Annotated in this window: 11 protein-coding genes and 1 pseudogene; 2 read left to right on the top strand and 10 right to left on the bottom strand. The window is 70.5% G+C overall.

Features of this window, described 5'->3' with window-relative positions; all coding sequences use genetic code 11:
• Nucleotides 1–31 precede the first annotated feature (31 nt).
• The 3 genes and pseudogenes from BMX97_RS20295 to rimP form a co-directional block, all read right to left on the bottom strand.
• Nucleotides 32–823 (bottom strand): RNA-binding protein, encoded by a 792-nt coding sequence (locus BMX97_RS20295; RefSeq protein ID WP_060849705.1) that lies wholly within the window; start codon nt 821–823, stop codon nt 32–34.
• A gap of 17 nt (nt 824–840) precedes the next feature.
• Nucleotides 841–2,544 (bottom strand): transcription termination factor NusA, encoded by a 1,704-nt coding sequence (gene nusA, locus BMX97_RS20290; protein WP_091753091.1) that lies wholly within the window; start codon nt 2,542–2,544, stop codon nt 841–843.
• Between the two features lie 73 nt (nt 2,545–2,617).
• Nucleotides 2,618–3,220: pseudogene (gene rimP / locus BMX97_RS20285) on the bottom strand (ribosome maturation factor RimP); the annotation flags it as partial.
• A gap of 316 nt (nt 3,221–3,536) precedes the next feature.
• On the opposite strand from rimP, the gene BMX97_RS32950 reads away from it, so the two are divergent.
• Complete coding sequence (locus BMX97_RS32950; RefSeq protein ID WP_091753089.1) at nt 3,537–3,893, top strand: nucleotidyltransferase domain-containing protein; 357 nt, start codon at nt 3,537–3,539, stop codon at nt 3,891–3,893.
• A 398-nt stretch (nt 3,894–4,291) separates the two neighbouring features.
• On the opposite strand, the gene urtE is transcribed toward BMX97_RS32950, so the two are convergent.
• From urtE to urtA, 5 genes are all read right to left on the bottom strand, one after another.
• The gene (gene urtE / locus BMX97_RS20275; protein WP_091753088.1) at nt 4,292–4,987 is read right to left on the bottom strand and encodes an urea ABC transporter ATP-binding subunit UrtE; all 696 of its coding nucleotides are present in this window, start codon (nt 4,985–4,987) and stop codon (nt 4,292–4,294) included.
• Nucleotides 4,988–5,002: 15 nt separating this feature from the next.
• Nucleotides 5,003–5,794 (bottom strand): urea ABC transporter ATP-binding protein UrtD, encoded by a 792-nt coding sequence (gene urtD, locus BMX97_RS20270; protein ID WP_091753087.1) that lies wholly within the window; start codon nt 5,792–5,794, stop codon nt 5,003–5,005.
• A complete protein-coding gene (urtC, locus tag BMX97_RS20265; RefSeq protein WP_091753086.1) occupies nt 5,791–6,927 on the bottom strand; it encodes an urea ABC transporter permease subunit UrtC in 1,137 nt (378 codons plus the stop codon). The genes urtD and urtC overlap by 4 nt, the downstream gene beginning before the upstream one ends.
• Nucleotides 6,928–6,929: 2 nt before the next feature.
• Complete coding sequence (gene urtB, locus BMX97_RS20260) at nt 6,930–8,531, bottom strand: urea ABC transporter permease subunit UrtB (protein WP_091753085.1); 1,602 nt, start codon at nt 8,529–8,531, stop codon at nt 6,930–6,932.
• Between the two features lie 313 nt (nt 8,532–8,844).
• Nucleotides 8,845–10,131, bottom strand: a complete 1,287-nt coding sequence (gene urtA / locus BMX97_RS20255; RefSeq protein ID WP_091753084.1) for an urea ABC transporter substrate-binding protein — start codon at nt 10,129–10,131, stop codon at nt 8,845–8,847.
• A gap of 260 nt (nt 10,132–10,391) precedes the next feature.
• On the opposite strand from urtA, the gene BMX97_RS20250 reads away from it, so the two are divergent.
• Nucleotides 10,392–12,056, top strand: coding sequence for an alpha-amylase family protein (locus tag BMX97_RS20250; protein WP_091753083.1), 1,665 nt, complete (start codon nt 10,392–10,394; stop codon nt 12,054–12,056).
• Nucleotides 12,057–12,162: 106 nt separating this feature from the next.
• Here the strand turns inward: BMX97_RS20250 and BMX97_RS20245 are convergent, their stop codons facing one another.
• Both BMX97_RS20245 and BMX97_RS20240 read right to left on the bottom strand, forming a co-directional pair.
• A complete protein-coding gene (locus tag BMX97_RS20245; RefSeq protein WP_091753082.1) occupies nt 12,163–13,194 on the bottom strand; it encodes a cysteine synthase A in 1,032 nt (343 codons plus the stop codon).
• A 202-nt stretch (nt 13,195–13,396) separates the two neighbouring features.
• On the bottom strand, nt 13,397–15,838 hold the full coding sequence (locus BMX97_RS20240) for a heavy metal translocating P-type ATPase (protein ID WP_244538541.1): 2,442 nt from the start codon (nt 15,836–15,838) through the stop codon (nt 13,397–13,399).
• Between the last annotated feature and the right edge of the window lie 4 nt (nt 15,839–15,842).

Genomic DNA, 15,842 nt, shown 5'->3' with positions numbered 1-15,842 from the left:
CGCCGACCGGGCCGATCCCATTCGATTCGTATCAACCACCGGCCTCCGGGGGGCCGGTCCGCAGCGAAGTCCCATCTTCCTGGACAGCGTCCGGGAGCGCCGCGTCGGTGCCTGTCGGCGCCGTTCCGGCGGTTCCCGGCGTCGCCGCCTCGCCGCGGAAGACGTGGAGCCGACGCCAACGCGCGAGCAAGCCGGCAGTGCCGGCTCCCGCGACAAGGGCAGCGTGTATCACATGATCCCGGCCCAAGGCCATGTCCAATTCTACACCGGACAGGTCGTCGATCACCGGGATCCTCGATATGGCATCGCCATACCGCCTGCGCAATGCCTGGCCGAGCTTGCGCCGCCCGTCGGCGCTCGCATCGCTGGCATGCACCAGGGCCTTGACCCCGGTCTCGCTGTCGACCGCGCTCTCGACCTTGGTGAAGCCGGTGACGACGCAGCCGCCCTTGTTGGCGAGCGAGAAGCCCTGGCGCATGTCGTCGCGCAAGCCCGCCTCGATCACGTCTGCGAGATCGGGCGCGACGCGCGCGTCCTTGCGCCGGAAGGCACGCTGGAACAGGCGCTTCTTCACCGCCTCCTGCACCGCCGCCCGGGTCGCCGTCACCCAGGCGCCGCGGCCGGGAAGCCGCGCGCGCAGGTCCGGCACCACCTGGCCGTCGGGGGCGAGCGCGAAGCGGATCATCCGGTCGGGGTTGCCCGCCTGCCGCGTGACCAGGCAGGTCCGCTCCGCGTTGGCGCGGCCGCGCCCGACGCCGGCGTCGAGGACGTCCGGCGGCAGCGCGTCCGCATCCTGCGGGTCGTCCTGCATGGTCTCGCTCATGGTTCGGCGTTCCCCGCTCAGGTCGGCTGACGCTCGGCGGTCGCGGCGGCGTCCTCCTCGACCGGCACCGTCTCGGTCTCGGTCTCCTGGCCGTCCTGCACCGCCTCGTCGTCGGCCTGCTCGCCGTCGGCGTGCTCGTCCTCCGAACCCTCCTCGGCCTCCTCGGCCGGGGGCGCCTCGACCCAGCCGGCATGGACGCGGGCGGCCATGATCATCGCCTCGGCCTCGGTGCGGGAGAGTTCGAACCCGTCGAGGAAGCCGGCATGGCGTACCGCCTCCGGCCCGCGGCCCTCGGTGTAGCCGACGAGGTCGTCGGTGGCGCAGCCGGCAAGGTCCTCGACGTTCTTCACGTCGTTCTCGCCGAGCGCGACCATCATCGGGGTGGTGATGCCGTCGATCTCGCGCAGGTCGTCGGCGACCCCGAGCTCGATGCGGCGGGCGTCGTTCTCCGCCTCGATGCGGTTGAGGTAATCGAGGGCGCGAGCCTGGATCTCGGCGCCGGTCTCCTCGTCGAGGCCCTGGATGTTGGCGAGCTCCGTCGGCTCGACGTAGGCGATCTCCTCGACCGAGCGAAAGCCTTCCGCGGCGAGCAGCTGGCCAACGGTCTCGTCGACGTCGAGGGCCTGCATGAAGGTGTCGGTGCGCTCGACGAACTCCTTCTGCCGGCGCTCCGATTCCTCGGCCTCGGTCAGGATGTCGATGTCCCAGCCGGTGAGCTGGGAGGCGAGCCGCACGTTCTGGCCGCGCCGGCCGATGGCGAGCGACAGCTGGTCGTCGGGGACCACCACCTCGATGCGGTCGGCCTCCTCGTCGAGCACCACCTTGACCACCTCGGCCGGCTGCAGCGCGTTGACGATGAAGGTCGCCTGGTCCTGCGACCACGGGATGATGTCGATCTTCTCGCCCTGCAACTCGCCGACGACCGCCTGGACGCGGCTTCCGCGCATGCCCACGCAGGCGCCGACCGGATCGATCGAGGAATCGCGCGAGATCACCGCGATCTTGGCGCGCGAGCCCGGATCGCGGGCGACCGCCTTCACCTCGACGATGCCGTCGTAGATCTCCGGCACTTCCTGGCCGAAGAGCTTGGCCATGAACTGCGGATGCGAGCGGGAGAGGAAGATCTGCGGCCCGCGCACCTCGTGGCGGACGTCGAACAGGTAGGCGCGGATGCGGTCGCCGGGGCGGAAGGTCTCGCGCGGGATCGACTCGTCGCGGCGCACGATGCCCTCGCCGCGGCCGAGGTCGACGATGACGTTGCCGTACTCGACGCGCTTGACGAGGCCGTTGACCACCTCGCCGATGCGGTCCTTGTACTCGTCGTACTGGCGCTCGCGCTCGGCCTCGCGGACCTTCTGGACGATCACCTGCTTGGCCGACTGGGCGGCGACGCGGCCGAAATCGAACGGCGGCAGGGTGTCGGAGATCACGTCGCCGACCTGGGCGGCCGGGTTGTGGCGGCGGGCCGACGGCAGGTCGATCTCGCGCGAGTCGTTCTCGACCTCGTCCACCACCAGGAGGTGGCGCGAGAGGCGCAGAGCACCCGTGCGGGGATCGATCTCGGCATGCACGTCGGTCTCGGCGCCGTAGCGCGAGCGGGCGGCCTTGGCGATCGCCTCCTCCATGGCGCCGATCACGATGGAGCGGTCGATCACCTTCTCGCGGGCGACCGCCTCGGCGATCTGGAGGAGTTCGAGCCTGTTGGCGCTGACGACGGCCATCGGTTCAGTCCTTCCTGGGTTGGCGTCTTCTGGGGAATTCGTGGGATCGTCTTCAGTGGGCGCGCGGCGGCGGCGCGCCCTCGTCCTGTTCCTCGTCGTCCTCGGCGTCGTCCTGCGGCGGGGCCGAGCCGCGCCGGAGCGACTCGCGCACGAGCGCGTCGGTCAGGACGAGGTGGGCCTCGCCGATGTCGCGCAGGGCCAGGTCGTAGGAGGACGGCAGGCCCTCCTTGGCGTCGGGAAGCTCGATGCGCACCGTGTCGCCCTGCGGCGCCCGGATGATGCCGCGGAAGCGCTTGCGTCCGTCGAGCGGTGTCGCCAGCTCGACCTTGGCCTCGTAGCCGGCCCAGCGGGCGAAGTCGCCGGCCCGCACCAGCGGCCGGTCGATGCCCGGCGAGGAGATCTCGAGGTAGTAGGCGCCGCCGATCGGGTCGTCGACGTCGAGGATCGGCGAGATCGTGCGGCTCACCGTCTCGCACTCGTCGACCGACATCGTGCCGTCCGGCCGCTCGACCATGATCTGCACCGTGCAGCCGCTCTGGCTGGAGACCTTCACCCGCACGAGACGGAAGCCGAGGCCCTCGATCGCGGGCTCGATGATCTGCGCGACGCGCGCGGCGACACCGGTCTCGGTGATGAGGCGCTTCTCGGCCGGGTTGTGGTCTGGGGCGTCGGTCATGAGGTCGGTGCCGCGGCGGGGTCCCCGGGAGGAGCCCTGGGAGGGGAGGCAATCTGGCGTTCGGCTCGCGCCCGGGGAGGCTTGCGGCAATAAAAAAGAGCGGGCCCCGGGGGGACCCACTCCCGCACCGCAGCCTCATCGGCCACGAACAGAACTGATGACGACGGAGATAATCCGGGTGGGGGCGGAATGCAAGGTGGTGGGGGCCTGTCACGGCCGAGGAGCGCGGCAGACGAGCCGGCTCGTGCCTTCCGCTCCGCTTCCAGATGACGAGATGCGGAGCCCTTGCTACCATGACCATCCGGAGGATCGGGCCATGACGACGCCGGCATCCGTGGCAGAACTCGTGCCCGCTACAGGCGAGTATCCCGCGCTGAAGACGCTCCTGGAGCGGATCGAGGCTGTCTACGCCCCGGAAGACGTGCTGCTGTTCGGCAGCCGCGCGAAGGGTACGGCGGGACCCGACAGCGACTGGGATCTTTTGGTGCTTCTGCCCGACGATGCCGACGAGCGGCTGCTCGACCCCTTGCTCGGATACGAGACCCAGAGGGGATCGGGGGTTTACGCAGACGTGCTGTGCTCCCTAAGGAGCGAATTCCTGTCGGATTTGGGCGTCGCCAATTCGCGGACGCGGGACATCGCTGGGCATGCCGTCCGTGTCTTCAAGCGATAATCGTCATATCGCCGTCGCACTCGTTACGACTTTTGCGGAAAATGGATTTCGAATCTCCCGGACACGTCGCGCGCCAATGGCGTGACGTTTGTCAGCATGGGGCTTTCCCATCCGCAACCTCATCCTGAGGTGTTAGTCGATCGAAGATCGGCTGACCTCGAAGGAGGGCTCCAGAAGTCTCTGCGGTTTCTGGAGCCCTCCTTCGAGGCTCCCTGCGGTCGCACCTCAGGATGAGGTCGCGGGCGGGAGAAGGGATCGAACGCGGAGGATCACGACGAAGCAGGCAGCGTTCTAGTCTTTCCTGAACGTCCTGCGGTTCTGGTTTCCGGGATCCGCTGACGCGGCCCCGGAATGACAAACAGGGTGTCAAATCTGTCGCGACATAACGGAAGCCACCGTCACACCGACAGCCACCGCCGCACCTGCGCCTCGACCATGCCCGAGCGCGGGCCCGCCTCGACCACCTGGCCGCGATCCATCACCGCGTAGGTGTCGCAGAGGTCGCGGGCCCATTCGAAATACTGCTCGACCAGCACGATCGCCATGTCGCCCTTGCCCCGCAGGTAGTCGATCGCCCGGCCGATATCCTTGATGATCGAGGGCTGGATGCCCTCGGTCGGCTCGTCGAGGACGAGGACGCGGGGGCGGGTGACCAGGGCGCGGCCGATGGCGAGCTGCTGCTGCTGGCCGCCCGAGAGGTCGCCGCCGCGCCGGCCCAGCATGTCCTTGAGGACCGGGAAGAGGTCGTAGATCTCGGCCGGCACGTAGCGGTCGGCGCGCTTGCAGGGGGCAAAGCCCGTCTCGAGGTTCTCCTTCACGGTGAGGAGCGGGAAGATCTCGCGCCCTTGCGGCACGAAGGCGATGCCCTGGCGGGCGCGGTCGTAGGGGGCGAGCCGGCTGATGTCGCGGCCGTCGAGCTTGACCGCGCCCTTCGACACCGGCTGCTGCCCGACGATGGCGCGCATCAAGGAGGTCTTGCCGACGCCGTTGCGGCCGAGCACCGCGGTCACCTTGCCGAGATCGGCTGTCAGCGAGACGCCGCGCAGGGCCTGCGCCGCGCCGTAATGGAGATCGATGGTCTCGACGGAGAGCATGGCTGACAACAATCCTCAGCGGCCGAGATAGACCTCGACCACCCGCGGGTCGGCCGAGACGGAATCGATCGAGCCTTCGGCGAGCACCGCGCCCTCGTGCAGGCAGGTGACGCGGCATTGCAGCGCCCGCACGAAGTGCATGTCGTGCTCGACCACGATGACGGCATGATCCTTGGCGATGCGGCGCAGCAGCGTCGCGGTCGCCTCGGTCTCGGCGTCGGTCATGCCGGCCACCGGCTCGTCGACGAGGAGGAGCTTGGGGTCCTGCGCCAGCAGCATCCCGATCTCCAGCCACTGCTTCTGGCCGTGCGAGAGGTCGGCCGCCGGGCGCGCCCGGTGGGCGATCAGCCCCACGGTCTCCAGGATCGCGTCGATCTGCGCCCGCTCGACCCGGTTGCGCCAGCCGAACAGGGAGGCGGTCGCGGCCCGCGGCCCCTTGAGCGCCAAGAGGACGTTGTCGGCGACCGACTGGCTCTCGAACACCGTCGGCTTCTGGAACTTGCGGCCGATGCCGAGCTCGGCGATGGCCGCCTCGTCCATCCGGGTCAGGTCGTGCACGCCGTCGTAGATCACCTGGCCGGTATCGGGCCGGGTCTTGCCGGTGATGCAGTCCATCATCGTGGTCTTGCCGGCGCCGTTCGGACCGATGATCGCCCGCATCTCGCCGGGCATCAGGGTCAGGGACAGGCCGCGCAGGGCCCGGTAGCCGTCGAACGTGACCTTGATGTCGTCGACGTAGAGGAGCGCCTGGGTGAGCCGCTTCTCGTGAACCGGGTCGGAGGGGGAAAGGGCGACCGCCGCGCTCATGATCCGCGGCCCTCCTCGGCGAGAGTGGGGGGAATGTCGGTCCGGACCCTGGCCCGCCGCGCGCCGAGGCGCTCGGACAGGGTGCCGAGGATGCCCTTGGGCATGAACAGGGTGACGACGACGAACAGGGCGCCCAGCGCGAACAGCCAGGCATCCGGCAGCGCGCCGGTGAGCAGGGTCTTGGCGTAGTTGACCAGGACCGCGCCGAGCGCCGCGCCGACCAGCGTCCCGCGCCCACCCACCGCGACCCAGATCACCGCCTCGATCGAGTTGGCGGGGGCGAACTCGGACGGGTTGATGATGCCGACCTGCGGCACGTAGAGGGCGCCGGCCACCCCCGCCATCATGGCCGAGACGGTGAAGGCCAGGACCTTGAAGTGGGCCGTGCGGTAGCCGAGGAAGCGGGTGCGGGACTCGGCATCGCGGATCGCGATCAGCACCTTGCCGAAGGCCGAGGTCGTCATGAACCGGGCTACGAGATAGGCGAGCCCCAAGGCGACCGCCGTCAGGACGAACAGGACGACGCGCGTCCCCTGCGCCTGCACGCTGAAGCCGAGGATGTCCTTGAAGTCGGTGAGCCCGTTGTTGCCCCCGAGCCCCATGTCGTTGCGGAAGAAGGCGAGCATCAGCGCGAAGGTCATCGCCTGGGTGATGATCGACAGGTAGACGCCGGTCACCCGCGAGCGGAAGGCGAGCCAGCCGAACACGAAGGCGAGGAGGCCGGGCACCAGGAGCACCATCACGGCCGCGAAGGGAAACCAATCGAAGCCGTGCCAGTACCAGGGCAGGGACTTGTAGTTCAGGAAGACCATGAAGTCGGGCAGGATCGGATTGCCGTAGACGCCGCGCGGCCCGATCTGGCGCATCAGGTACATGCCCATCGCGTAGCCGCCGAGCGCGAAGAACGCGCCGTGGCCGAGCGAGAGGATGCCGCAATAGCCCCAGACGAGATCGAGGCTCAGCGCCAGGATCGCGTAGGCCAGGTACTTGCCCATCAGCGAGACGGCGTAGGTCGGGACGTGGAACGCCGACCCCGGCGCGGTGAGGAGGTTGAGGGCCGGCACCACGATGCAGGCGAGCGCGAGCGCGGCGAGGAAGATCCAGCCCGGCTTGTCGATGCGGGAGAGCAGCATGGTCAGGCCTCCACCGCCCGGCCCTTGAGCGCGAACAGGCCGCGCGGCCGCTTCTGGATGAACAGGATGATGAAGACGAGGAGCAGGATTTTTCCCAGCACCGCGCCCGCATAGGGCTCGAGGAACTTGTTGGCGACGCCGAGCGTCAGGGCCGCCACCAGCGTGCCCCACAGGTTGCCGACGCCGCCGAAGACCACGACCAGGAACGAATCGATGATGTAGCCCTGGCCGAGATTCGGCGAGACGTTGTCGATCTGCGAGAGCGCGACGCCCGCCACGCCGGCGATGCCCGACCCGAGGCCGAACGTGAAGGCGTCGATCCACGGCGTGCGGATGCCCATGGCGGCGGCCATGCGGCGGTTCTGGGTGACGGCGCGGGTCTTCAGGCCGAACGAGGTCGCCTTGAGGATCAGGTTGAGGGCGACGAAGACGCCGAGCGCGAACACCACGATCCACAGCCGGCCCCAGGTGATCGAGAGGCCGAAGAGGTCGAAGGCGCCGGACATGTAGGACGGCGCCCCGACCTCGCGGTTGGTCGGCCCGAAGACCGAGCGCACCGCCTGCTGCAGGATCAGGCTGATGCCCCAGGTGGCAAGCAGGGTTTCCAGCGGCCGGCCGTAGAGGTGACGGATGACGGTGCGCTCGATCAGGATGCCGACGGCGCCGGCCGCCAGGAAGGCGAGCGGGATCGCGATCGGCAGCGACCAGTCGAACAGGCCGGGGGCCTTCTGGCGGATCAGCTCCTGCACCAGGTAGGTGGTGTAGGCGCCGAGCATCACCATCTCGCCGTGCGCCATGTTGATGATGCCCATCACCCCGAAGGTGATGGCGAGCCCGATCGCCGCGAGCAGCAGCACCGAGCCGAGCGAGATGCCGTACCAGGCGTTCTGGACGTTCGCCATTAGGGCCTGGCGGGTCTCGATGCCGGACACGCCGCGGGCGGCGGCGTCGCGCACGCTCTGGGCGGGATCGGTCGCGAGGCCGCGCAGGATGCCGAGCGCTTCCGAGTCGCCGCGGGCCTGCAGGGTGTCGATCGCCGAGAGCCGCTCGATCTCGGGCGCGCCGGGTTTCGCCAGCAGGGCCGCGGCGCGGGCCTCCTGCAGGCTGCGCTTCACGCCGGCGTCAGACTCGCGGGCGAGCGCGGCGTCGAGGGCCGGGAGCGCCGCGGCATCGCGGGCCTTGAACACCGCATCGGCGGCGTTGCGGCGGGTCGCGGCGTCGGGGGCGAGCAGGTTGAGACTGCCGAGCGCGGCGTCGATCGCGCGGCGCACCCGGTTGTTGACGCGCACGGGCTTGAGGCCGTCGGGGCTCACCGCCGCGCCGGTGCGGGCGTCGACGACCGTGGCGCCGTCCTTGATGGCGAGCGCCTTGTCGTCCGGGCGGTAGAGCAGGCGGTTGTCGGTCAGCGCGCGCAGGACCGGCCCGGCCTTGGGATCGCCGCTGGCGGCGAGCGCCGCGATGGCGGCCTCGATGTCGGAATAGCTGTCGCTGGCGAGCCGGGCATAGGCGGCGTCGGACCCGGTCTGCGCGGCGGCCGGCAGGGCCAAGACGGCGCAGAAGGCGGTGCACCAGGCGACGAGGAGAAGGACGAGGCAGCGGCGCATTCAGGAGGGTCCGAGGTGGAGAGCGTGCCTGCCTCGCGAAACGAGGCGGTGGAGGTGGCGCCCATCGTGCTGGGCACCCGCCCCTTTCCCGGACGACTGGAACGAAGTGGAAGGAGATCCGGGATCCAGCACAAGATGTCGCGAAGCGTCCGCTCGTCTGCAACGTTGCAGTTTGCAGAGCCGCTTCGCGGCACTTCGCTCGCTGGATCCCGGATCTCCTTCCGCTGGCGCTGCAGTCGTCCGGGAAAGGGGAGCCGGAAGGCATCCCCTTGCGGCCCCTCCCCTCTCGGGGGAGAGGCCCGTCGTCACGCGATCACGCGCCGCCGCACTTCTTCGTCTTGGTGTTGTAGTTGCCGCAGTTCAGCTTGACCCAGTCGGCCTCGAGGTCCTTCGAGCCGTCGAGCTGCTTCGACCAGGCCTCGCCGGGGATCAGGCCGTCGGTCTTCCACACCACGTCGAACTGGCCGTTGTCCTTGATCTCGCCGATGAAGACGGGCTTCGTGATGTGGTGGTTGGCCAGCATCTCGGAGGTGCCGCCGGTCAGGTTGTCCTGCTTGATGCCCGGCAGCGCCGCGATCACCTTGTCGGGATCGGTGGTGCCGGCCTTCTCGACCGCCTTCACCCACATGTTGAAGCCGATGTAGTGGGCCTCCATCGGGTCGTTGGTGACGCGCTTCGGGTTCTTGGTGTAGGCGTGCCACTTGTCGATGAACGCCTTGTTGGCCGGCGTGTCGATCGACATGAAGTAGTTCCACGCGGCCAGGTGGCCGAGCAGCGGCTTGGTGTCGATGCCGGCCAGCTCCTCCTCGCCGACCGAGAAGGCGACGACCGGGATGTCGGTCGCCTTGATGCCCTGGTTGGCCAGCTCCTTGTAGAACGGCACGTTGGCGTCGCCGTTGACGGTCGAGACCACCGCGGTCTTCTTGCCGGCCGAGCCGAAGCTCTTGATCGCGGCGACGCGGGTCTGCCAGTCGGACTGGCCGAACGGGGTGTAGTTGATCGAGATGTCCTCGGGCTTCACGCCCTTGGCCTTCAGGTAGGCTTCGAGGATCTTGTTGGTGGTGCGGGGATAGACGTAGTCCGTGCCCTCCAGCACCCAGCGCTCGACCTTCTCCTCCTTCATCAGGTAGTCGACGGCCGGGATCGCCTGCTGGTTCGGGGCGGCACCGGTGTAGAACACGTTGCGCTCACTCTCCTCGCCCTCGTACTGGACGGGGTAGAACAGGATCGAGTTCAGCTCCTTGAACACCGGCAGCACGGACTTGCGCGACACGCTGGTCCAGCAGCCGAACACCGCCGAGACCTTGTCCTTGGCGATCAGCTCACGGGCCTTCTCGGCGAAGAGCGGCCAGTTCGAGGCCGGGTCGACCACGACCGCCTCGAGCTTCTTGCCGAGAACGCCGCCCTTCTTGTTCTGCTCCTCGATGAGCATGAGCATGACGTCTTTGAGCGTCGTCTCGGAGATCGCCATCGTGCCCGAGAGCGAGTGCAGGATGCCGACCTTGATGGTCTCCTGCGCCGAGGCGACCGTTGTCGCCAGCGTGCCGAGCGCCAACCCGCCCGCGACAGCAGCGCGCGAGAGCCAACCCTTCCACGTCATCGTTATCGTCTCCCTGGGCCGATGCGGCCACGCCCCGATCCGCAAGGCGCGTGCCAAGGAAAATCCGAAAAAGGTTCCCATGCCTGCGGGCTCAAATTGTGGGCAAGCGCCGGATTTCGGGGCCGCCTGCCCGCCTTTTGCCGAACGTGCTGCTCGCCTGGGCGCCATTCTGCCTAAGCCGACGCCAAGGCTACGCTTGGGCTGCACCTGCCCTAGTTGTCCAGTCGAGCCACAATCGACGAGGCGTGAGGAGAACCGGGGTGATCGAGGACCTCTGGTACAAGAACGCGGTGATCTACTGCCTCTCGGTCGGCTCCTTCATGGATGCCAACGGCGACGGCATCGGCGATTTCGAGGGACTGGAGCGGCGCCTCGATTATCTGCTCGGGCTCGGCGTGACGGCGATCTGGCTGCACCCGTTCCAGCCCTCGCCGGGGCGCGACCACGGCTACGACGTGGCGGATTACTACGGCGTCGACCCGCGCTACGGCACCCTCGGCGACTTCGTCGCCTTCACGCACGCCGCCAAGCAACGCGGGATGCGGGTGCTGATCGACCTCGTGGTCAATCACACCTCCGACCAGCATCCGTGGTTCAAGGCCGCCCGCTCCGACCCCAACGCCCGCACCCGCGACTGGTACGTCTGGTCGAAGACGAAGCCGGCACATGCCCACGAGGGCATGGTCTTCCCGGGCGTGCAGAAGAGCACCTGGACCTACGACAAGGAAGCCAAGGCCTGGTACTTCCACCGGTTCTACGACTTCCAGCCCGATCTCAACACCGCCAACCCCCACGTCCAGGCCGAGATCCTGAAGATCATGGGGTTCTGGATCCAGCTCGGCGTCTCGGGCTTCCGGATGGACGCGGTGCCGTTCGTCATCGCCGAGAAGGGGCCGGAGGTCTCGGGCGAGCCGCACGAGCAGTTCGAGCTCCTGCGCCTCTTCCGCGAGTTCCTGCAATGGCGCCAGGGCGATGCGATCATCCTGGCCGAGGCCAACGTGCTGCCGCGCCAGGACCTCGACTATTTCGGCGAAGACGCCGACCGCATGCACATGATGTTCAACTTCCAGGTCAACCAGGCGCTGTTCTACGCGCTCGCGTCGGCCGATGCGCGCCCGCTGGTGAAGGCGCTGCAGAAGACCTGGAACCGCCCACCCTCCGCCCAATGGGCGATCTTCCTGCGCAACCACGACGAGCTCGACCTCGGGCGGCTCACCGAGAAGCAGCGCCAGACCGTCTTCGAGGAATTCGGGCCCGACCCGGACATGCAGCTCTACGGACGCGGCATCCGCCGGCGGCTGGCGCCGATGCTCGGCGGCGACCGGCGCCGGATCGAGCTCGCCTACAGCCTGATGTTCACCCTGCCGGGGACGCCGGTCCTGCGCTACGGCGACGAGATCGGCATGGGCGACGACCTCTCGCTGCCCGAGCGCGACTGCGCCCGCACGCCGATGCAGTGGTCGCACGAGCCCCAGGGCGGCTTCACTCTGAGCGACACGCCCGAATCGCCGCCGATCCACGAGGGCCCGTATGCCTTCAGCCACGTCAACGCGGCGGCGCAGCGCTGCGCGCCGGAATCGCTCCTCAACTGGATGGAGCGCATCATCCGCATGCGCAAGGAGGTGCCGGAGATCGGCTGGGGCGACTTCACGGCCCTCGAGACCGGCGACACCGGGATCCTGGCCCTGCGCTACGACTGGCGCAACAACGCGGTGCTGTGCCTGCACAACCTGTCGCCGGAGCCGAAGGAGATCACCTTCGCCACCGGCCTCGACGGCGACGGCCGCAACCTGATCGACCTGCTGACCGGCCAGCGCAGCCTCGCCAACGACGACGGCTGCCACCGGGTGCTCCTGGAGGGCTACGGCTACCGCTGGTACCGGGTGGGGGGCCTGGACTACCTGCTGCGGCGCAGCGAGATCTGACGCGAGACCCCGACGATGGCGTCCGGATCTCGTCTCACCAACCGGCGCGGCGCTCGAGCGACGCCGAAATCCGCATCGCGACGCAATCGATCGGATTTCGCATGGCTCACCCCATCAGCCCCGGATCGATCGTCCGGGGGGCATCGAGCCAGTGCGGCACCGGCAGGTCGCGGGCGCGCAGGAAGCCGGGGTCGAACAGCTTCGAGGCGTAGCGGGTGCCGTAGTCGCACAGGATCGTCACGATCGTGTGGCCGGGGCCGAGACGGCGGGCGAGCCGGATGGCGCCCGCCACGTTGATGCCCGACGAGCCGCCGAGGCACAGGCCCTCCTCCTCCAGGAGGCCGAAGACCAGCGGCAGCGCCTCGGCGTCGGGGATGCCGAAGGACACGTCCGGCCGGAACCCCTCGAGGTTGCCGGTGATGCGGCCCTGGCCGATGCCCTCGGTGATCGAGGTGCCCGAGGCCCTGAGCTCGCCGGTGGCGTAATAGGGATGGAGCGCCGAGCCGTCGGGATCGGCGAGCCCGATCGTCACCCCGGGGTTGCGGGCGCGCAGAGCCGCCGCGGTGCCGGCGAGCGTGCCGCCGGTGCCGGCCGCGCAGATGAACCCATCGACCTTGCCCCCGGTCGCCTCCCAGATCTCCGGGCCGGTGGTGGCGATGTGGGCCTCGCGGTTGGCGAGGTTGTCGAACTGGTCGGCGAAGAAGGCGCCGCCGGGCTCGGTCGCGGAGAGCCGCGCGGCGAGGCGGCCGGCCACCTTCACGTAGTTGTCGGGGTTGGCGAACGGCACCGCCGGCACCTCGACGAGGTCGGCGCCGGCGAGCCTCAGCGCCTGCTTCTTCTCCGCCGACTGGGTGTCGGGGATCACGATCACGGTCCGGTAGCCGCGCGCCGCGCCCACGAGCGCCAGACCGATGCCGGTATTGCCCGCCGTGCCCTCCACGATGGTGCCGCCGGGCCGCAGGGTGCCGGCGCGCTCGGCCGCCTCGACCATGAACAGGGCGGCGCGGTCCTTCACCGACTGGCCCGGATTCATGAACTCGGCCTTGCCCAGGATGGTGCAGCCGGTCTCCTCCGAGGCGCGCTTGAGGCGGATCAAGGGCGTGCCGCCGATCGCGGCGAGGATGTCGGAGCGGATCATCGCGGGGTCATCCGGGGCTGGCGGGCCTTTGTGCCCGCGGGGGGTGGCGGTGATGCCGCGAAAGCGGGTGGGCGGCAAGGCCGTGAGGCCGGGGCCCGGCGGCCGGGCCGATGGGTCGCGACGGCGGGCGTCGTTTATGCCGGATGCCGCCGTCGCGTCCCGCCTGGGCCGGGCGGTCGCGCGGCTTCGGTTCGCGGGAGCCTCACGCCCGCCGCAGCCGCAGCGCGTTGCCGAGGACGAACACGCTCGACAGCGCCATGGCGCCCGCGGCCAGGACCGGCGACAGCGACGGCCCGCCGACGAGCCGAAGCCCCCCCGCCGCCACCGGGATCAGCGCGACGTTGTAGGCGAAGGCCCAGAACAGGTTCTGGCGGATGTTGCGCATCACGGCGCGCGACAGCCGCAGCGCCTCGGCGACGCTCGCGGGGTCGCCGGCCATCAGCACCACGTCGGCGCTTTCCACCGCCACGTCGGTGCCGGTGCCGATGGCGAGCCCCACCTCGGCCTCGGCGAGAGCCGGGGCGTCGTTGATGCCGTCGCCCACGAAGGCGACCGGGCCGTGCCGGTCGCGCAGGGCCCGGACGGCGTCGCGCTTGCCCTCGGGCAGCACCTCGGCCAGCACCGTCGCGATGCCGAGGCTCCGGGCGACGCCCTCGGCGGTGCGCCGGTCGTCGCCGGTGACGAGGGCGACCGCGAGGCCCCGGTCCTCGAGCGCCCGCACGGTCGCGGCCGCCCCGGCCTTGACCGGATCGGACACCGCCAGCAAGGCCGCCGGCACGCCGTCGACGGCGAGGTAGACCGGGGAGCGGCCGTGCGCGGCGAGGCGCGCGGCCTCCGGCGCGAGGCCCGACAGGTCGAGGCCGGCGAGGTGGCGCGGAGCGCCGATCGCGACGAGCCGCCCGCCGGCCCGGCCGGTGACGCCGTGGCCCGGCACCGCCGCGACGTCGGCGACCGGCGGCAGGCTCAGGCCCTTCTCGGCGGCGGCCGCCACGATGGCGCGGGCGATCGGATGCTCGGAACGGGCCTCGACGGCGGCGGCGAGCGCCAGCACCGCATCGGCGTCGAAGCCGGGGGCCGGGACGAGGTCGGTGAGGCGCGGGCGGCCCTCGGTCAGGGTGCCGGTCTTGTCGAAGGCGACGACCCGCACCCCTTCGAGCGCCTGCAGGGCCGCGCCGCTGCGAAACAGCACGCCGCGTTCCGCCGCCCGGCCGGTGCCGACCATGATCGAGGTCGGGGTGGCGAGCCCCATGGCGCACGGGCAGGCGATGATCAGCACCGCGACGGCGTGGACCAGGGCCGTGCCGAGGGCGGGCGCCGGGGCCAGCGCCAGCCACGCCAGGAAGGTGAGGCCGGCGAGCCCCAGCACCGCCGGCACGAAACGGGCGGTGACCCGGTCGGCGAGGGCCTGGATCGGGAGCTTGGCGCCCTGCGCCGCCTCGACGAGGCGCACGATCTGGGCGAGCGCGGTATCGGCGCCGACCCGCTCGACCGCGATCTCCAGCGCCCCGGTGCCGTTGACGGTGCCGCCGGTCACCGGGTCGCCCGGGGCCTTCCCCGCCGGCATCGGCTCGCCGGTGAGCATGCTCTCGTCGATGCGCGACGTGCCCGCGACCACCCGGCCGTCCGCCGGCAGGCGCTCGCCGGGGCGGACGCGGACGCGGTCGCCGACCTGGAGCGCGGCCGCCGGCACCTCGGTCTCGGCGCCGTCGCGCAGGAGGAGCGCGGTCTTCGGCGCCAGGCCGACGAGGCGCGCCACCGCCGCGCCGGTGCGGCCCCGCGCCCGCGCCTCGAGGTGCCGCCCGAGCAGGATCAGGGTGACGATGAGGACCGAGGCCTCGAAGTAGATGTGGGCTGAGCCCGCCGGCAGCAGGCCGGGCGCCAGGGTCGCGACCAGGGAAAACAGGTAGGCGGCGCCGGCGCCGAGCGCCACCAGGGCGTTCATGTCCGGATGGCCGCGCAGCAGGCCCGGCAGGCCGCGGGCGAAGAAGGACCGCCCGGGTCCGAACAGCACCAGGGTGGCGAGCACCGCCTGGATCCCGGCGCTCCACCGCTCGGGCAGGAGGCCGTGGCCGAGCAGGTGACCTTGGCCGAGCAGGTGGCTCCCCATGTCGAGCGCGACGACCGGGAGCGAGAGCAGGGCGGCGAGGACGAGATCGCGGGCCGGCGGGCCGGACTCGCGGGGGGCCGCAGGCGCAGCGGCCTGCGCCGTCGCCGGGCGGGGCGCGTAGCCCGCCTCCCGGATGGCGGCGTCGAGCGCCTCGCGGGGCACGAGGCCGTCGGGATGGCGCACGCTCACCCGGCCGGTGGCGAGGTTGGCGCTCGCCTCCCGCACGCCGGGCACGGCCTTCAGCACCCGCTCGATCCGGCCGGTGCAGGAGGCGCAGGTCATCCCCTCGACGGCGAACTCGCTCGTCGCCTCGGGCACCGCGAAGCCGGCCTCCTCCACCGCCTCGGCGAGCGCCGCGGGATCGTTGTCGGGTGCGAGGTCGAGGGTAGCCCGGCCGGTGGCGAGGTTCACCGCCACCGCCTGCACCCCCGGCACCCGCGTGAGCACCCGTTCGACCCGCCCGGTGCAGGAGGCGCAGGTCATCCCCTCGACGGGCAGGGTGATGCGGCGGGCGGATGCGGTCATGGATGCGGTCATGGCA

It is taken from the genome of Methylobacterium sp. ap11 (genome assembly GCF_900110515.1).
In the GTDB taxonomy this organism is placed as follows: Bacteria; Pseudomonadota; Alphaproteobacteria; order Rhizobiales; family Beijerinckiaceae; genus Methylobacterium; species Methylobacterium ajmalii.
Note: the sequence above shows the minus strand (reverse complement) of the source record. Positions and strands in the feature narration are given on the sequence as shown.

What these genes read in the sequence shown, in the direction of transcription:
- BMX97_RS20295 (WP_060849705.1), bottom strand. Translation starts at nt 823, where the DNA reads ATGAGCGAGACCATGCAGGACGACCCGCAGGATGCGGACGCGCTGCCG.
- nusA (WP_091753091.1), bottom strand. Translation starts at nt 2,544, where the DNA reads ATGGCCGTCGTCAGCGCCAACAGGCTCGAACTCCTCCAGATCGCCGAG.
- BMX97_RS32950 (WP_091753089.1), top strand. Translation starts at nt 3,537, where the DNA reads ATGACGACGCCGGCATCCGTGGCAGAACTCGTGCCCGCTACAGGCGAG.
- urtE (WP_091753088.1), bottom strand. Translation starts at nt 4,987, where the DNA reads ATGCTCTCCGTCGAGACCATCGATCTCCATTACGGCGCGGCGCAGGCC.
- urtD (WP_091753087.1), bottom strand. Translation starts at nt 5,794, where the DNA reads ATGAGCGCGGCGGTCGCCCTTTCCCCCTCCGACCCGGTTCACGAGAAG.
- urtC (WP_091753086.1), bottom strand. Translation starts at nt 6,927, where the DNA reads ATGCTGCTCTCCCGCATCGACAAGCCGGGCTGGATCTTCCTCGCCGCG.
- urtB (WP_091753085.1), bottom strand. Translation starts at nt 8,531, where the DNA reads ATGCGCCGCTGCCTCGTCCTTCTCCTCGTCGCCTGGTGCACCGCCTTC.
- urtA (WP_091753084.1), bottom strand. Translation starts at nt 10,131, where the DNA reads ATGACGTGGAAGGGTTGGCTCTCGCGCGCTGCTGTCGCGGGCGGGTTG.
- BMX97_RS20245 (WP_091753082.1), bottom strand. Translation starts at nt 13,194, where the DNA reads ATGATCCGCTCCGACATCCTCGCCGCGATCGGCGGCACGCCCTTGATC.
- BMX97_RS20240 (WP_244538541.1), bottom strand. Translation starts at nt 15,838, where the DNA reads ATGACCGCATCCATGACCGCATCCGCCCGCCGCATCACCCTGCCCGTC.